Here is a 17,875-nt window from a genome sequence, read left to right as displayed (position 1 = left end):
CCGGCGCGTCAGATCTTGACGCGGACCTCCTTGCGGAGCTTGGCGGCGATGGCGGCGACGTCGTCGATGGTGCCGCCCTTGCCGGCCATCACGTCGGCCAGGTTGAAGTGCATCACGTAGCCGAGCGTGCTGTGGTCGCCCCAGACGCAGACCGGCATGGTGACCTCCTTGGGGCCGATGCCCCCGGACTCCTCGCCGGTCTTGGACTTGACCTCCTGGCACTTCATGACGGCGCCGTCGAGGCCCTCGGGCGTGACCGTCTTCGGGTCGCCGATGAGCTCGCCCTCGTTCTTGTCCTTCTCGGCCTCCATCTCGGCCTTCATGCCGGCGAAGACGTTGTCGACCGTCTTCTCGGGGTCGTCGATCTCGCCGTACGCCCCGCCGAACATCAGCATCTTGCCCGCGAGGGGGTTGCTGGGGTCCTTCACCTGGTAGGCGCCGTTGGCCCGCTGGGGGTTCTTGACGCCGTACTTCTCCGCGTCCTTGATGAAGTCGTCCTCGTCGGACTGCTTGCCCTCGTCCGGCGTCTTCTTGTACTCGCCCAGCACCGTCTCCGGCGTCACCAGCTTGTGCGGGCCGTCGTTCGCGACGGAGGCGCCCGCGCCGCCGCCGATCAGGAAGTACGCGCCGACCGCGATGGCCGCGACGACGGCGACCGCGCCGATGATCAGCGGGGTCTTGGACTTCTTCGGGGCCGGCGGGTGGGGCACGTAGCCGCCGGGGCCCTGGGGGGCGCCGTACTGCGGCTGCTGGCCGTACGGGTTCGGCTGCTGCTGCGGGTAGCCGTACGGCGGCTGCTGCGGCGGCACGCCCTGCGGGGCCTGCTGGGGGTAGCCGTAACCGGGCTGCGGGGCCTGCGGCTGCTGGCCGTACGGGTTCGGCTGCTGGCCGTAGGGCCCGGGCTGCTGGGGCTGCTGGCCCCCGTACGGGCCCGGCTGGTTGTAGCTCATCGACTGGTTCCCCTCACAGGATGTTTATGCGTAGCGAACATCCTGTCGGAAGCCGCCCGGCGGTGGGGCGGCGGGGGTCACACCGTTACCGAACAATCGCGTTTCGGGACACGGCGGCCACACCCCTAAACTGGGCCCGTGACCGAGAACACTCAGCAGCAGACAGCAGCCCCCACCGAACTGCCGACCCAGTACACGCCGGCCGAGGTAGAGGGGCCGCTGTACGAGCGCTGGGTGGAGCGGGGTTACTTCGAGGCCGACGCGAAGAGCGAGAAGCCGCCGTACACCATCGTCATCCCGCCGCCGAACGTCACCGGCGCCCTGCACCTGGGCCACGCCTTCCAGGTGACGCTCATGGACGCCCTCACCCGCCGCAAGCGCATGCAGGGCTTCGAGACCCTGTGGCTGCCGGGCATGGACCACGCCGGCATCGCGACCCAGAACAAGGTCGAGCAGCAGCTCGCCGAGGAGGGCAAGTCCCGCCACGACCTGGGCCGCGAGCAGTTCGTCGAGCGCGTCTGGCAGTGGAAGGAGGAGTACGGCGGCCGGATCCTCGGCCAGCTGCGCCGCCTCGGTGCCGGTCTCGACTGGACGCGCGAGCGCTTCACCATGGACGAGGGCCTGTCCAGGGCCGTCCAGAAGATCTTCAAGGACCTCTACGAGGACGGTCTGATCTACCGCGCCGAGCGCATCATCAACTGGTGCCCGCGCTGTCTGACCGCCCTCTCCGACATCGAGGTCGAGTACCAGGAGGACGCCGGCGAGCTGGTCTCCATCCGGTACGGCGAGGGCGAGGACAGCCTCGTCGTCGCCACCACCCGCGCCGAGACGATGCTCGGCGACACCGCCGTCGCCGTCCACCCCGAGGACGAGCGGTACAAGCACCTGGTCGGCAAGCAGATCAAGCTGCCGCTGACCGACCGCACCATCCCGGTCGTCGCCGACGAGCACGTCGACCCGGAGTTCGGCACCGGCGCCGTCAAGGTGACCCCGGCGCACGACCCGAACGACTTCGCCATCGGCCAGCGCCACGACCTGCCGACCCTGACGGTCATGGACGAGCACGGCGTCATCACCGTCCACGGCCCCTTCCTCGGCCTGGACCGCTTCGAGGCCCGCTCGGCGATCGTCGGCGCGCTCAAGGAGCAGGGCCGGATCGTCGCCGAGAAGCGCCCGTACATGCACTCCGTCGGCCACTGCTCGCGCTGCAAGACCACGGTCGAGCCGCGCCTGTCGATGCAGTGGTGGGTCAAGGTCGGCCCGCTGGCCAAGGCCGCCGGCGACGCCGTCCGCGACGGCTCCGTCGAGATTCACCCGAAGGAGCTCTCCCGGCGCTACTTCGACTGGGTCGACAACATGCACGACTGGTGCATCTCGCGCCAGCTGTGGTGGGGCCACCGCATCCCGATCTGGTACGGCCCCGAGGGCCAGGTCGTCTGCGTCGGACCGGACGAGGAGCCGCCCGGCACCGAGGCCGAGGGCTGGAAGCAGGACCCCGACGTCCTGGACACCTGGTTCTCCTCCGGCCTGTGGCCGTTCTCCACGCTCGGCTGGCCGGAGAAGACCCCGGACCTGGCGAAGTTCTACTCGACCGACGTCCTGCTCACCGGCCACGACATCATCTTCTTCTGGGTCGCCCGGATGATGATGTTCGGCCTGTACTCCATGGACGGCCAGGTCCCGTTCAAGACGGTCGCCCTCACCGGTCTCGTCCGCGACGAGTTCGGCAAGAAGATGTCGAAGTCCAACCCGAACGCGGTCGACCCGATCACCTGGATGGACGCGTACGGCTCCGACGCCGTCCGCTTCACCCTGGCCAAGGGCGCCAACCCGGGCGCGGACGTCCCGATCGGCGAGGACTGGGTCCAGGCGTCCCGGAACTTCGCCAACAAGATCTGGAACGCGACCCGCTTCGCGATGATGAACGGCGCCACCATCGAGGGCCCGCTGCCGGACGCCTCCGCGATGTCGGCGACCGACCGCTGGATCCTGTCGCGCCTCAACGAGACGGTCGCGCAGGTCGACGCGCTCTACGACGACTTCCAGTTCGCCAAGCTCAGCGAGTCGCTCTACCACTTCGCGTGGGACGAGGTCTTCGCCTGGTACGTCGAGCTGTCGAAGACCACGTTCTTCGCCGGCGGCGAGGGCGCGAAGGTCTCCGGCCGGGTCCTCGGCGAGGTCCTGGACGTCATGCTGCGCCTGCTGCACCCGATCGTCCCGTTCGTCACCGACACCCTGTGGACGACCCTCACCGGCGGCGAGTCCCTGGTGATCGCCGACTGGCCGAAGGACTCGGGCTTCCGCGACGAGGCCGCCGAGAAGGAGATCGAGCTGGTCCAGCGGGTCGTCACCGAGGTCCGCCGCTTCCGCAAGGAGCAGGGCCTCCAGGACGCCCAGAAGGTGCCGGCCCGCCTGGACCTGAGCGGCACCGCGCTGGTCGCGCACGAGGCGGCCATCCGCCAGATCCTGCGCCTCCAGCCGGAGGGCGAGGCCTTCGAGGCGACCGCCTCCCTGCCGGTCGCCGGCGCCACGGTCTCGCTCGACCTGTCCGGCACCATCGACGTGGCCGCCGAGCGCAAGCGGCTCGCGAAGGACCTGGCCGCCGCCGAGAAGGAGAAGGCCCAGGCCGAGGCCAAGCTCGGCAACGAGGCCTTCCTGGCCAAGGCCCCCGACAACGTCGTGGACAAGATCAAGGGCCGGCTCGCCAAGGCGGACGAGGACATCGCCCGCATCCAGGCCCAGCTGGACCGCCTGCCGCAGGCGTGACGCCTCCGCGGAAGGGCCCGGGACCGTCATGGTCCCGGGCCCTTCCGCGTTCCCGGCCTCCCGGGGACGGTACGGAAAACGGGACGAAGTGCCCGATCTCACAGCGGACGGGACTTCGGGTCCACGGCGTCGGGACCAAGGACCCTGGATGATGGAGGCATGCTCCGCCTCCCCGCCGTGCCCGCGCTGCGCCGCCGCGCGGACCGGTGGGCCGGCTCGCCCCGGGCCCTCGACGCCGTCGCCGCGCTCAGCGCCTTCGCGCTCATGCTCCTGGACGTGCCGGGGCTCGCCCGCGCCGACAACTCGCTGACCGGCGTCACCGCCCCCCTCGTCCTCGCCGCCGGCGCCGCGACCCTGGTGGTGCGCCGGAGGGCGCCCTGGGTGCCGTACCTCGTGGCGCTCGGCCTGATGGGCTGGCTGCACGAGGTGACCCTGATCCAGTTCGCGCTCTACTCGATCGGCCGCTTCCGGGGGCGGCGGGCCGCGGTCGCCGCGACCCTGCTCTACCTCGGGGTGGCGTTCGCCTACTTCCAGGTGCCCGGCTGGCCCGCCCCGCACCACGGCGACTCGCTCAGCGACTACCTGAGCCTGGTCGTCCCGGTCGGCGTCCTCGCGGCCGGCGTCGGCATCGCCGCCCACCGCCACGACCTGGTCCGCGCCCTGGAGGCCCAGCGGCGCGAGGCCGCGGCCCGGCAGGCCGTCCAGGAGGAGCGCATCCAGGTCGGCCGGGACGTCCACGACCTGGTCGGCCGCGAGCTGACCGTGCTCGCGGTGCGGGCCGAGGTGCTGGCCGTACGGGCCAGGGGAGAGGCGTACCGGAAGGACTTCGAGGAGCTCGCCGACACCGCCCGGCGCGCCCACCTGATGCTGAACGAGACGATCGTCCGGCGCGCCGACCGGGAGGGCGCCACGCCCGGCCTGGAGAGCCTCGCGGACCTCGCCGCCGAGAGCGAGCGGATGGGCAGCCCGGTCGAGCTGCGGATCGCGGGGGAGGCGAAGGCGTTGTCGCCGCTGCGGCAGACGGCCGTCCACCGGGTGGTCCAGGAGTGCCTGACCAACGCGGCGAAGCACGCGCCGGGCCTGCCGGTGCGGGTCGTGGTCGGCGTCGAAGGACCGGACCTGCGGATCGAGGTCCGCAACCCGCTGCCGAAGACCCCGCCGGACCGCGCGCCCGTCTCCACCGGCACCGGCCTCGTCTCGATGGACGAGCGGGTCGCCAGCATGGGCGGCACCCTCACGGCCGGCCGGCGGGACGGCGCGTACGTGGTGGAGGCCCGCTTCCCCGCCGGCCTCACCCCCTGAGACCCGCCGCCCCCTCCGCACGGCCGCGCCCCCTGGGGCCCGCCCGTCCCCTCCGCGCGGCCTCACCCCCTGGGGCCCGCCCGTCCCCCGTACGGCCCAACGTGCCGGCTCCGCCTCGCCCCGACGCGCCGGAAGGTCGCCGGAGGCCGCCGGAGGGCTCCACGCGGCGGTCCGAGCCGAGGGGCACGCGGTCCGGCGGGTCGCCCGCCGTTCGACCGGGGACCCCGCTCGGCACGGGGAGCCGGGCGCCCGGCCGATCGCCTCCTCGGCCCGGCGGACGGCGGACCGAAGGTCCCGAAAGGGGTGGGTACGAGGTCCTGTCGGCGGGTCTCCGTAGACTTGGGGGCGTGAGTGACCCGAGCGATCCGCGCGACTTTGCCGACGAGCCCGCCGACGCCTTCGACGACATCGTCGACGCCGAGACGAACCGAGACCCCGACCTGGCGGTGATCGAGGCCGGCAGCCGCACCCTGCGCGCCCAGGCCGGACCGCCGCAGGGCGACCCCGTGCCCACCCGCCCCGAGGACCCGGAGCTGGACAAGGCGCTGCGCGAGGTCGAGACCGAGCTCTCGACCCGCTGGGGCGAGACCAAGCTGGAGCCGTCGGTCAAGCGGATCGCGGCGCTCATGGACGTGCTGGGCGAGCCGCAGCGCGCGTACCCCTCGATCCACATCACGGGCACCAACGGCAAGACGTCCACGGCCCGCATGATCGAGTCCCTGCTCGGCGCCTTCGAGCTGCGCACCGGCCGCTACACCTCGCCGCACGTGCAGACGATCACCGAGCGGATCAGCCTGGACGGCGCCCCGATCTCCGCCGAGCGGTTCATCGAGACGTACCAGGACGTCAAGCCGTACGTGGAGCTGGTCGACGCCCGCGAGGAGTACCGCCTCTCCTTCTTCGAGGTCCTCACCGGGATGGCGTACGCGGCCTTCGCGGACGCCCCGGTCGACGCGGCCGTCGTCGAGGTCGGCATGGGCGGCACCTGGGACGCGACCAACGTGATCGACGGCTCCGTCGCCGTCGTCACCCCGATCGACCTGGACCACACCGACCGGCTCGGCTCGACCACCGGCGAGATCGCCGGCGAGAAGTCCGGGATCATCAAGCAGGGCGCGACCGTCATCCTGGCCCAGCAACCGGTGGACGCCGCCCAGGTGCTCCTGAAGAAGGCCGTCGACGTCGACGCGACCGTGGCCCGCGAGGGCATGGAGTTCGGCGTCGTCTCCCGCGAGGTGGCCGTCGGCGGCCAGCTGCTGACCCTGCGCGGCCTCGGCGGCGAGTACCCCGACGTCTTCCTGCCGCTGTACGGCGCCCACCAGGCGCACAACGCGGCCGTGGCGCTCGCCGCCGTCGAGGCGTTCTTCGGCATCGGCGCCGAGCACGCCCGCACCCTCGACGTCGACATCGTGCGCCGGGCCTTCGCCCAGACCTCCTCGCCCGGCCGGCTCGAAGTCGTCCGCTCCTCCCCGACGGTCATCCTCGACGCCGCGCACAACCCGCACGGGGCCCGCGCGACCGCCGAGGCCGTCTCCGAGTCCTTCGGCTTCTCCCGGCTCATCGGCGTCGTCTCCACCAGCGGCGACAAGGACGCCCGCGGGCTCCTGGAGGCCTTCGAGCCGATCTTCGCCGAGATCGTCGTCACCCAGAACTCCACCCCCCGCGCCACCGACGCCGACGCGCTCGCCGCGGTCGCCGTCGAGGTCTTCGGCGAGGAGCGGGTCGTCGTCGAGCCCCGGCTGCCCGACGCCCTGGAGGCGGCGATCACGCTCGCCGAGGAAGAGGCCGAGTACGGCGGCGCCGGCGTGCTGGTGACCGGTTCGATCTTCACGGTCGGCGACGCCCGGCTGCTGCTCAAGAGGGGCTGACCCGGCATGCGCACGCTCTGCTCGTCCACGCTCATCGGCGAGTTCTTCGTCATCGGCTTCGCCGGTCTGGTCGCCATGAAGGACGACTCCCTGACCACCTCCACCGTCTGGTGGGTGTGCGGCGTGGCCATGGTCCTGTCGGTGCTGCTCTGCGGGATGATCACCCGTCCCGGTGGCGTCCAGCTCGGCTGGGCGCTCCAGATCGGCCTGATCGTCAGCGGCTTCTTCGTCCCCGTCATGTACTTCCTCGGGGCGGTCTTCGCCGTGCTGTGGTGGTGCTCGGTGCACTACGGGCGCAAGGTGGACGAGATCAAGGCCCGCTGGGCCGCCTCGGACGGAGCCGCCCAGGGCTCCGCAGGGCCTGACGCTGCGTGACGGAGGGCGGTGCGGGCCCTGTAGATTCAGAGGCCCGCACACCTCTCCCGAAGGAGTTCCCCCCGTGAGCCAGCGCACGCTCGTCCTGCTCAAGCCCGACGCGGTCCGCCGCGGCCTCGTCGGCGAGATCATCGGCCGCATCGAGCGCAAGGCCGGCTGGACCCTCGCGGCCCTGGAGCTGCGCGAGCTGGACCAGGAGACGCTGGAGCAGCACTACGGCGAGCACAAGGGCAAGCCCTTCTACGAGCCGCTGATGGGCTTCATGTCCTCCGGTCCGGTCGTCGCGCTCGTCGTCGAGGGCGAGCGGGTCATCGAGGGCGTCCGCCGGCTGGCCGGCCCGACCGACCCGATCGCCGCCGCCCCGGGCTCCATCCGCGGCGACTACGGCACCATCGTCCGCGAGAACCTCATCCACGCCTCGGACTCCGAGGAGTCCGCCGCGCGCGAGCTGAAGATCTTCTTCCCCGGCCTCGCGTGACCTCCGGCGCGACCGCCGGAGCGACCGCCGGAGCGACCCCCGGCTGACTCCTCGTCAGCCGAACAGCAGCCACATGTGGGGCGACCGAAGGAATTCGGCCGCCCCCAGGCATATGAACGCCAATCCCGGGAACGGATCGCCGCGTCCTACCGTCACCTAGTACAGAGGTGGACCAGCGCGCGCCATCCGCGTGAGCGGCACTACGATGAAAACTCTTCGCCGCACCACCCTCAGCCATGGGAAACAAGGGGAACTTCATGTCGTTCATCGGCCGTGACATGGCTGTCGACCTCGGGACCGCCAACACGCTGGTGTACGTCAGGGGTCGAGGCATCGTCCTCAACGAGCCGTCCGTCGTCGCGATCAACACCAACACCGGCGGAATCCTCGCGGTGGGTGCCGAGGCGAAGAAGATGATCGGCAGGACCCCCGGCAACATCGTCGCCGTCCGCCCGCTGAAGGACGGCGTCATCGCCGACTTCGAGATCACCGAGCGGATGCTCCGCTACTTCATCCTCAAGATCCACAAGCGGCGCTACCTCGCCCGCCCCCGGGTCGTGGTCTGCGTGCCCTCCGGCATCACCGGCGTCGAGCGCCGCGCCGTCATCGAGGCGTCCACCCAGGCCGGCGCCCGCCAGGTGCACATCATCGAGGAGCCCATGGCGGCGGCCATCGGCTCCGGCCTCCCCGTCCACGAGGCCACCGGCAACATGGTCGTCGACATCGGCGGCGGCACCACCGAGGTCGCCGTGATCTCCCTCGGAGGAATCGTCACGGCACAGTCCATCCGGGTGGCCGGCGACGAGCTGGACAACGCGATCATCCAGCACATCAAGAAGGAGTACTCGCTCCTCCTCGGCGAGCGCACCGCCGAACAGATCAAGATCACCATCGGTTCGGCCTACGACCTGGAGCAGGACGAGCACACCGAGATCCGCGGCCGCGACCTCGTCTCGGGCCTCCCCAAGACCGTCGTCATCTCGGCCGCCGAGGTCCGCAAGGCCATCGAGGAGCCGGTCAACGCGATCGTCGACGCGGTGAAGACCACCCTCGACAAGTGCCCGCCGGAGCTCTCCGGTGACGTCATGGACCGCGGCATCGTTCTCACGGGTGGCGGCGCCCTGCTGCGCGGCCTCGACGAGCGGCTCCGCCGCGAGACCGGCATGCCGATCCACATCGCCGAGGACCCGCTGGACTCGGTCGCCCTCGGATCCGGCAAGTGCGTCGAGGAGTTCGAGGCGCTCCAGCAGGTCCTGGACGCCCAGCCGCGCCGCTGACCCATCGGCCGGGCCCGAGCCCGTACGGTACGGAACACCCGCACAACGAACCACGAGGAAGGGCACGGCCGCCGCACGTGAGGGACACACGAGAGAGCCGGCTTCTCCTGGTGCTGCTGGTCGCCGTCGCGTTCGCGCTGATCACGGTGGACATCCGCGGCGGCCAGGAGTCGCCGGTCGACGGCGCCCGGCAGGCCGCCGCCGCCGTCTTCGGACCCGTCGAGAACGGCGTCGCGACGGCGGTCGACCCCATCGGCAACGCCATAGGCGCGGTCCGGGACTCCGGCGAACGGCACAACCGGATCGCCGCACTGGAGAAGGAGAACGCCGCGCTCAAGGCGGAGCTCGGCAGCGACGACCGCAACCGCAGCCGGCTGCGCGAGCTCGACTCCCTGCTCAAGACCGCCGGCGCCGGCCAGTACGGCATCAAGGGCGCCCAGGTCATCGCCATAGGAGCGGCCCAGGGCTTCTCCTGGACCGTCACCATCGACATCGGCGCCCGCGACGGCGTCCAGCGCGACATGACCGTCCTCAACGGCGCCGGGCTCGTCGGCCGCGTCACCACCGTCGGTCCCTCCACCTCCACCGTGCTCCTCGCCAACGACCCCGACTTCACCGTCGGCACCCGCATGGAGAAGACCGACGAACTCGGCTTCGCCACCGGCCAGGGCGACCGGCCGCTCCTCGTCCAGCTCCTCAACGGCAAGGCCAAGGTGAAGCCGGGCGACCGCCTCGTCACCTTCGGCTCGGCCGGCGACCGGCCCTTCGTGCCCGGCGTGCCCGTCGGCGAGGTCGTCCGCGTCGACCCCTCGGGCGGCGGCCTCACCCGCAACGTCTACGTCCGCCCGTACGCCGGCTTCACCAAGCTCGACATCGTCGGCGTCGTCGTCCAGGCGCCCCGGTCCGACCCGCGCGACACGGTGCTGCCGCAGAAGCCGAAGCCCGCGCCGACCGTCACCGTCACGGTCACCGCGAAGCCGCCCGCCGACGGCGAGCAGGCCGGCGAGCAGCCCCAGGGCCAGGCGGCCGAACAGCCCGTCCGGGGCGAGGCCGAGAAGCCCGCGCAGGACCAGGAGCAGGACCAGGCACAGGCGCAGGAAGAGAACCCGAACGACCAGGGGGACGCGACACCGTGAAGTTCAACCGCATCCTCCTCTCCGCGACCCTGATCGTGGTCGCCCTCGTCGTCCAGGTCTCCGTCCTCGCCCGGCTCCAGCTCCCCGGCGCCGTCCCCGACCTCGTCCTCCTCACGGTCGTCGCCCTCGCCCTCGTCCACGGCCCGGTCACCGGCTCCCTCGTCGGCTTCTCCGCCGGCCTCCTCGCCGACCTGGCCCCGCCCGCCGACCACGCCGCCGGCCGCTACGCCCTCGTCCTCTGCGTCGTCGGCTACCTCGTCGGCCTCGTCCGGCCCGAGAGCGGCCGGTTCACCTCCGCCGTCGGCCCGATGGCCGCCGTCGTCGGCGCGGCCGTCGGCTCCACCCTGCTCTACGCGGGCGTCGGCGCCCTCGTCGGCGACACCGCCGCCCGCCACGTCGGCCTCGGCTCCCTGCTCTTCACCGCCGTCGTCTACGACCTGCTGCTCGCCCCCTTCACGGTGCCGCTCATCATGGCCCTGGCACGGCGGGCCGAGAACGACCCGGTCGCCGACGCCACGGGGGCGGGCGCCGGCGACGTCGCCTCCGGCTGGCTCGCCTCCGGCACCGGCCTGAGGATCGGCACCCAGCGCGGCGGCCTCCGGGTCAAGGCCGCCCGCACCAGGGCCACGCGCGCCGGACGCATCAAGGGAGTCAAGCGACTGTGACCGAGGGGGCACCGGCAGCATGACCAATATCCCCGAGACCGGACGGACCCCCCGGGTCCAGACCCGGCTCGTCGTCATCCAGATCCTCGTCTTCTCGCTGCTGCTCACCCTGGGCGGCCGGCTCTGGTACCTCCAGATCCGCAACGGCAAGGAGTACGCGGAGGAGGCCAAGAGCAACAACATCCAGCAGGTCGTCCAGCCGGCGGTCCGCGGCTCCATCCTCGACGCCCGCGGCGTCCCGCTCGCGGACAACGAGACCCGGCTCGTGGTCTCCGCCTCGCGCACCGAGCTGATGAAGATGAAGGACAAGGGCAAGGACGTCCTGACCCGGCTCGCCGGCGTCCTGGAGATGAAGCCCGAGGACGTCGTCAACAAGATCCGGCTCTGCGACTCCCAGACGCCCAAGCCCTGCTGGAACGGTTCTCCCTACCAGCCGATCCCGGTCACCGACGAGGCGACCACCCAGCAGGCGCTGACCATCCGCGAGAGCGCCGAGGACTTCCCCGGCATCACCGCCGAGCCCACCGCCGTCCGCCGCTACCCGGCCCCCGGCAAGGCCCGGACCTCCCAGGTCCTCGGCTACCTCTCGCCCGTCACCGACGGCGAGATCGAGAAGGCCAAGGACACCGACTCGCCGTTCCTCCGCTCCGACCAGGTCGGCCGCTCCGGCATCGAGCGCACCTACGACAAGGAGCTGCGCGGCAAGGCCGGGGTGACCCGCTACGAGGTCGACAACCTCGGCCGCGTCATGGGCCAGACCAAGTCCGACCCGGGCGTGGCCGGTTCCACCCTCGTCACCAGCATCGACGCCCGCGTCCAGGCCGTCGCCGAGTACGAGCTGGCCCAGGCGATGAAGACCGTCCGGGGCGAGACCGACAAGATCACCGGACGGAAGTACGAGGCCGACTCCGGCGCCGTCGTCGTCATGGAGACCAGGACCGGCCGCGTCGTCGCCATGGCCTCCCAGCCGGACTACGACCCCAACGTCTGGATCGGCGGCATCTCCGCCAAGGACTACGCGGGCCTCACCAGCAAGAACTCCAACTACCCGCTGCTCAACCGGGCCATCCAGGGCCAGGCCCCGGCCGGCTCCATCTTCAAGGTGATCTCCGCGAGCGCCGCCGTCCGGGCCGGCTACGACTTCAACGACAAGTACAACTGCAGCGCCTCCTACAGCCTCGGCAGCCGCAGCTTCGCCAACTTCGAGTCCCAGGGCCACGGCCCCATCACCCTCGGGGACGCCCTCAAGTACTCCTGCAACACCGTCTTCTACGCCCTCGGCCACAAGGAGTGGCAGAAGGACGGCGGCATCACGCCGAACAAGGACGCGCACGACTGGTTCTACACGACCGCCCGCGACTTCGGCCTCGGCTCGGAGACCGGCATCGACCTGCCCAACGAGGTCCAGGGCCGCATCCCCGACCGCCAGTGGAAGCAGAAGTTCTGGGAGGCGAACAAGGACGCCTGGTGCAAGCAGGGCAAGAAGGGCGGCAGCTACGTCGAGCAGATCGCGTACGAGAGCTGCCTGGAGGGCAACCAGCTGAAGGCGTACGACAGCATCAACTTCGCCATCGGACAGGGCGACGTCCTCGTCACCCCCATCCAGATGGCCACCATCTACGCCGCCATCAGCAACGGCGGCACCCTCTACGACCCCACCGTCGGCAAGGCCGTCATCAGCCCCGACGGCAAGCGGGTCCGCGAGATCAAGCCCAAGGCCCACGGCCGGCTGCCGGTCGGCCCGGAGACCATCCGCGACCTCGACAAGGGCCTGCGCTCCGTCGTCGAGCCCGGCGGCACCGCCGCCTGGCGCTTCGGCGGCTGGCCCCAGGACAAGATTCCGATGCGCGCCAAGACCGGCACCGCCCAGGTCTACGGCAAGCAGACCACCTCGTGGCTCGCGACCTACACCGACGACTTCACCATCGTCATGACCATCTCCCAGGGCGGCACCGGCTCCGGCGCCTCCGGCCCCGCCGTGCGCAACATCTACGACGCCCTCTACGGCCTCGACGACGCCGGCAACCAGGACCTGAAGCGCGCCCTGCTGCCCGAGCCGCAGAAGGCGCTGCCGAAGGTCAACGCCGACGGCACGATCGACGCCCCGGCGATCAAGGCGTACGACCCCAAGTCCCAGCTGGTCGACCCGGCGGAGCAGAACGGCGCCGCGCCGCCGCCGCTCGCGGGCACGCCTCCCAACAGGAGGGACTGACCCGATGACGACACGGTCGAACTTCTCCGTCTCCCGGTACGCCCCCGACCGCGGCCCGGTCGCCCGGCTGACCGCCCGCGACTCGGTGCTGCGCCGGCTGGACTGGCCGATCCTGCTCTCGGCGCTCGCGCTCTCCCTGATCGGCTCGCTGCTGGTCTGGTCGGCGACCCGGGGCCGCACCGAGCTCAACAACGGCGACCCGTACTACTTCCTCTTCCGCCACCTGCTGAACACCGGCATCGGCGTCGCCCTGATGATCGGCACCGTCTGGCTCGGCCACCGCACCCTGCGCGGGGCCGTGCCGGTCCTCTACGGCCTGTCGATCGTGCTGATCCTCGCCGTCCTCACCCCGCTCGGCGCCACCATCAACGGCGCCCACGCGTGGATCGTGATCGGCGGCGGCTTCTCGCTCCAGCCCAGCGAGTTCGTGAAGATCACCATCATCCTGGTGATGGCGATGCTGCTGGCCTCGAAGGTGGACGCGGGCGACCAGCTCCATCCGGACCACGGCACCGTCGCCAAGTCGCTGGTGCTCGCCGCCCTCCCCATGGGCATCGTCATGCTCATGCCCGACCTGGGCTCGGTCATGGTGATGATCGTGATCGTGCTCGGCGTGCTGCTCGCCTCGGGCGCCTCCAACCGGTGGGTCCTCGGCCTGATCGGCGCCGGCGTCGCCGGAGCGGTCCTCGTCACCGCCCTCGGCATGCTCGACGAGTACCAGATCAACCGCTTCGCCGCCTTCGCCAACCCCGACCTCGACCCGTCCGGCGTCGGCTACAACACCAACCAGGCCCGCATCGCGATCGGCTCCGGCGGCCTCTACGGCGCCGGACTCTTCAACGGCCACCAGACCAGCGGCCAGTTCGTCCCCGAACAGCAGACCGACTTCGTCTTCACCGTGGCCGGCGAGGAACTGGGCTTCGTCGGCTCCGGCTTCATCCTGCTGCTGCTCGGCGTCGTCCTCTGGCGCGCCTGCCGGATCGCCCGCGAGACCACCGAGCTGTACGGCACGATCGTCGCCGCCGGCATCATCGCCTGGTTCGCCTTCCAGTCCTTCGAGAACATCGGCATGAACCTCGGCATCATGCCCGTCGCCGGCCTCCCGCTGCCCTTCGTCTCCTACGGCGGCTCCTCCATGTTCGCCGTCTGGGTGGCGATCGGACTCCTCCAGTCGATCCGGGTGCAACGGCCGATGACCGCCTGACGCCCCCCTCCCGCAGGGACTAGATTCGAGGTATGGCGGAGACCAAGCGCGAGATCGAGCGGAAGTACGAAGCCACCGCGGAGACCCGGCTGCCGGACCTCACCCGCGCGGCCGGGGTCGCGGCGGTGACGGACGAGGGCGTCACCGACCTCGACGCGGTCTACTACGACACGGCCGACCTGCGGCTCGCGGCCGACTCCCTCACCCTGCGCCGCCGCACCGGCGGCCGGGACGCCGGCTGGCACCTCAAGTTCCCCGTCGCCGTCGGCGTCCGCGACGAGATCAGGGCCCCGCTCTCGGAGGCGCTCCCGCGCTCCCTGGCGAAGCTGCTGCGGTCCCGGCTCCGCGGCGCCGAGGTCGTCCCCGTCGTCCGGCTCCGCTCCTCCCGCGACGTGAAGCACCTCCGGGACGGGGACGGCACGGTCCTGGCGGAGCTCTCCGTGGACACCGTCCACGCCGACCGCCTCCTCGCCGGCGACTCCACCGCCGCCTGGACCGAGATCGAGGTCGAGCTCGCCGACGACGCCGACCCGGCGGTCCTCGACGCCGTCGAGAAGCGCCTGAAGAAGGCCGGCGTCCACCCCTCCGACGCCCCCTCCAAGCTGGCCCGCGCCCTCGACGAGACCGGTCTCGCCCCCGAGCCGCCGCACGACCCCGCGGAGGCGGCCGGGGACGGCACGGCGGGCGCCGCCGTCCTCGCGTACGTACGGAAGCAGATCGACGCCCTCGTCCGACTCGACCCCGCCGTCCGCCGCGACCTGCCCGACGCCGTCCACCAGATGCGGGTCGCCTGCCGCCGCCTGCGCAGCGCCTTCAAGACCTACCGCAAGGTCCTCGACCGGGAGGTCACCGACCCGATCGGCGCCGAGCTGAAGTGGCTCGCCGGCGAGCTCGGCCACGCCCGCGACCAGGAGGTCCTGGAGGCCCGGCTGCGTGCCGCGCTCGACGGGCTGCCCCGCGCACAGCTCCGCGGCCCCGCCCGCGGCAGGCTCCGCACCTGGGACAACGCCCGCTCCCGGGACGCCCGGCACCGCGCCCTCGACGCCCTCGACTCGCCCCGCCACCTCGCCCTCCTCGACACCCTCGACGGACTGCTCGCCGACCCGCCGCTGCGGCCCGCCGCCCGCAAGAAGGCCGCCAAGGCGCTGCCGAAGGCGATCGCGCGCGACCACGGCCGGCTCGCCGACCGGATGGGCCCCGCCCTCGGCCTCGACCCCGGCCCCGAGCGGGACGCGGCCCTCCACGAGGCCCGCAAGGCCGCCAAGCGGGCCCGGTACGCCGCCGACGCTGCCGCACCCGCCCTCGGCAAGCCCGCGAAACGGTTCGCCAAGAAGGTGAAGGCCGTCCAGAGCCTCCTCGGCGACCACCAGGACACCGTCGTCGCCCGCACCGCCCTGGACGACCTCGCCACCCGCTCCGAATCGGCCGGCGAACCCTCCTTCACCTGGGGCGTTCTCCACGCGAAGCAGGAAGCAGCCGCGGCGGCGGCACGGCGCGAGCTGCCGGAGGTGTGGGAGCGGGCGGCGGCCCCGGAGCTCCGGGCGGCACTGAGCCGCTGAGCACCGGGGTACGCTTGAGAGTCGCCCCCCTGCCAGCTCACGAAGGTTCGAGATGTCTGCTGCCGAGTCTGTCTTCCCGCAGCTCGAAGCTCTGCTCCCGCACGTGCAGAAGCCGATTCAGTACGTCGGTGGAGAGCTGAACTCCACGGTCAAGCCGTGGGAGTCCGCCGACGTCCGCTGGGCGCTGATGTACCCGGACGCGTACGAGGTCGGCCTGCCCAACCAGGGCGTCATGATCCTCTACGAGGTGCTGAACGAGCGCGAGGGCGTCCTCGCCGAGCGCACCTACAGCGTGTGGCCGGACCTCGAAGAGCTGATGCGCGAGCACAAGGTGCCGCAGTTCACGGTCGACAGCCACCGCCCGGTCGGTGCCTTCGACGTGTTCGGCCTGTCCTTCTCCACCGAGCTGGGCTACACCAACATGCTCACCGCCCTCGACCTGGCGGGCATCCCGCTGGAGTCGAAGGACCGCACCGTCGACCACCCCATCGTGCTCGCCGGCGGCCACGCCGCCTTCAACCCCGAGCCGATCGCGGACTTCATCGACGCGGCGATCATCGGCGACGGCGAGCAGGCCGTCCTCGACATGACCGAGATCATCCGCGCCTGGAAGGCCGAGGGGCGGCCCGGCGGCCGCGAGGAGGTCCTCCTCCGCCTCGCCAAGACCGGCTCGGTCTACATCCCGGCGTTCTACGACGTCGAGTACCTGCCGGACGGCCGCATCGGCCGCGTCGTCCCCAACCGCTCGGGCGTGCCGTGGCGCGTCTCCAAGCACACCGTCATGGACCTCGACGAGTGGCCGTACCCCAAGCAGCCCCTCGTCCCGCTCGCGGAGACCGTCCACGAGCGCATGTCCGTCGAGATCTTCCGCGGCTGCACCCGCGGCTGCCGCTTCTGCCAGGCCGGCATGATCACGCGCCCCGTGCGGGAGCGAAGCATCACCGGCATCGGCGAGATGGTGGAGAAGGGCCTCAAGGCCACCGGCTTCGAGGAGGTCGGCCTCCTCTCGCTGTCCTCCGCGGACCACTCGGAGATCGGCGACATCGCCAAGGGCCTCGCGGACCGGTACGAGGACGACAAGATCGGCCTCTCCCTGCCCTCGACCCGCGTCGACGCCTTCAACGTCGACCTGGCCAACGAGCTGACCCGCAACGGACGCCGCTCCGGCCTCACCTTCGCCCCCGAGGGCGGCTCCGAGCGCATGCGCAAGGTCATCAACAAGATGGTCTCGGAAGAGGACCTCATCCGTACCGTCTCGACGGCCTACGGCAACGGCTGGCGCCAGGTGAAGCTGTACTTCATGTGCGGCCTGCCGACGGAGACCGACGAGGACGTCCTCCAGATCGCCGACATGGCGATGAACGTGATCGCCGAGGGCCGCAAGGTCTCCGGCCAGAACGACATCCGCTGCACCGTCTCCATCGGCGGCTTCGTCCCCAAGCCGCACACCCCCTTCCAGTGGGCCCCGCAGCTGTCGGCCGAGGAGACGGACGCGCGCCTGCTGAAGCTCCGCGACAAGATCCGCGGCGACAAGAAGTACGGCCGCTCGATCGGCTTCCGCTACCACGACGGCAAGCCCGGCATCGTCGAGGGCCTGCTCTCCCGCGGCGACCGCCGCGTCGGCGCCGTCATCCGCGCGGTCTACGAGGACGGCGGCCGCTTCGACGGCTGGCGCGAGCACTTCAGCTACGACCGCTGGATGGAGTGCGCCGAGAAGACGCTCCCCGAGTACGGCGTGGACGTCGCCTGGTACACCACCCGCGAGCGCTCCTACGAGGAGGTCCTGCCCTGGGACCACCTGGACTCCGGCCTCGACAAGGACTGGCTCTGGGAGGACTGGCAGGACGCCCTCGACGAGACCGAGGTCGAGGACTGCCGCTGGACCCCGTGCTTCGACTGCGGCGTCTGCCCGCAGATGGACACCCACATCCAGATCGGCCCCACGGGCAAGAAGCTGCTGCCGCTGACCGTGGTCAAGTAAGCCCGCACGCACGAGAGGGGCGCCCGGACGGATCTCCGTCCGGATCGCACAGAGAGCACGCCACACCCCCCATGGTCCACAGCCCTGTCCCGGCCCCCGGAC

13 protein-coding genes are annotated in these 17,875 nt (G+C 71.4%); 12 read left to right on the top strand and 1 reads right to left on the bottom strand.

Features of this window, described 5'->3' with window-relative positions; genetic code table 11:
- Window positions 1-8: 8 nt before the first annotated feature.
- A complete protein-coding gene (locus AB0E83_RS01525; protein WP_362104302.1) occupies window positions 9-950 on the bottom strand; it encodes a hypothetical protein in 942 nt (313 codons plus the stop codon).
- Between the two features lie 138 nt (window positions 951-1,088).
- Here AB0E83_RS01525 and AB0E83_RS01520 point away from each other — a divergent pair, with 138 nt between their 5' ends.
- From AB0E83_RS01520 to AB0E83_RS01465, 12 genes are all read left to right on the top strand, one after another.
- Window positions 1,089-3,716 carry a valine--tRNA ligase gene (locus tag AB0E83_RS01520; protein ID WP_362104300.1) on the top strand — a complete coding sequence of 876 codons (2,628 nt, stop codon included), beginning with the start codon at window positions 1,089-1,091 and terminating at the stop codon, window positions 3,714-3,716.
- Between the two features lie 159 nt (window positions 3,717-3,875).
- Complete coding sequence (locus AB0E83_RS01515) at window positions 3,876-5,018, top strand: ATP-binding protein (protein WP_362104298.1); 1,143 nt, start codon at window positions 3,876-3,878, stop codon at window positions 5,016-5,018.
- Window positions 5,019-5,365: 347 nt separating this feature from the next.
- On the top strand, window positions 5,366-6,886 hold the full coding sequence (locus AB0E83_RS01510) for a folylpolyglutamate synthase/dihydrofolate synthase family protein (protein WP_362104296.1): 1,521 nt from the start codon (window positions 5,366-5,368) through the stop codon (window positions 6,884-6,886).
- A gap of 6 nt (window positions 6,887-6,892) precedes the next feature.
- The gene (locus AB0E83_RS01505; protein WP_362104294.1) at window positions 6,893-7,261 is read left to right on the top strand and encodes a DUF4233 domain-containing protein; all 369 of its coding nucleotides are present in this window, start codon (window positions 6,893-6,895) and stop codon (window positions 7,259-7,261) included.
- A 64-nt stretch (window positions 7,262-7,325) separates the two neighbouring features.
- Window positions 7,326-7,739 carry a nucleoside-diphosphate kinase gene (gene ndk / locus AB0E83_RS01500; RefSeq protein ID WP_362104292.1) on the top strand — a complete coding sequence of 138 codons (414 nt, stop codon included), beginning with the start codon at window positions 7,326-7,328 and terminating at the stop codon, window positions 7,737-7,739.
- Window positions 7,740-7,996: 257 nt separating this feature from the next.
- Window positions 7,997-9,016, top strand: a complete 1,020-nt coding sequence (locus AB0E83_RS01495; RefSeq protein ID WP_019886273.1) for a rod shape-determining protein — start codon at window positions 7,997-7,999, stop codon at window positions 9,014-9,016.
- Between the two features lie 77 nt (window positions 9,017-9,093).
- The gene (mreC, locus tag AB0E83_RS01490) at window positions 9,094-10,152 is read left to right on the top strand and encodes a rod shape-determining protein MreC (RefSeq protein WP_362104290.1); all 1,059 of its coding nucleotides are present in this window, start codon (window positions 9,094-9,096) and stop codon (window positions 10,150-10,152) included.
- Window positions 10,149-10,817, top strand: a complete 669-nt coding sequence (mreD, locus tag AB0E83_RS01485; protein ID WP_362104288.1) for a rod shape-determining protein MreD — start codon at window positions 10,149-10,151, stop codon at window positions 10,815-10,817. The genes mreC and mreD overlap by 4 nt, the downstream gene beginning before the upstream one ends.
- Window positions 10,818-10,836: 19 nt before the next feature.
- Window positions 10,837-13,029 (top strand): penicillin-binding protein 2, encoded by a 2,193-nt coding sequence (mrdA, locus tag AB0E83_RS01480; protein ID WP_362104287.1) that lies wholly within the window; start codon window positions 10,837-10,839, stop codon window positions 13,027-13,029.
- A gap of 4 nt (window positions 13,030-13,033) precedes the next feature.
- Window positions 13,034-14,233 carry a rod shape-determining protein RodA gene (gene rodA / locus AB0E83_RS01475; protein ID WP_362104285.1) on the top strand — a complete coding sequence of 400 codons (1,200 nt, stop codon included), beginning with the start codon at window positions 13,034-13,036 and terminating at the stop codon, window positions 14,231-14,233.
- Window positions 14,234-14,265: 32 nt separating this feature from the next.
- Complete coding sequence (locus AB0E83_RS01470; RefSeq protein WP_362104283.1) at window positions 14,266-15,792, top strand: CYTH and CHAD domain-containing protein; 1,527 nt, start codon at window positions 14,266-14,268, stop codon at window positions 15,790-15,792.
- Window positions 15,793-15,844: 52 nt separating this feature from the next.
- On the top strand, window positions 15,845-17,773 hold the full coding sequence (locus AB0E83_RS01465; protein ID WP_362104281.1) for a TIGR03960 family B12-binding radical SAM protein: 1,929 nt from the start codon (window positions 15,845-15,847) through the stop codon (window positions 17,771-17,773).
- Window positions 17,774-17,875 lie beyond the last annotated feature (102 nt).

This window comes from Streptomyces sp. NPDC035033 (assembly GCF_040636735.1).
In the GTDB taxonomy this organism is placed as follows: domain Bacteria; phylum Actinomycetota; class Actinomycetes; order Streptomycetales; family Streptomycetaceae; genus Streptomyces.
The sequence above is the reverse complement of the archived record's forward strand: the minus strand, read 5'-3'. Positions and strand labels throughout refer to the sequence as shown.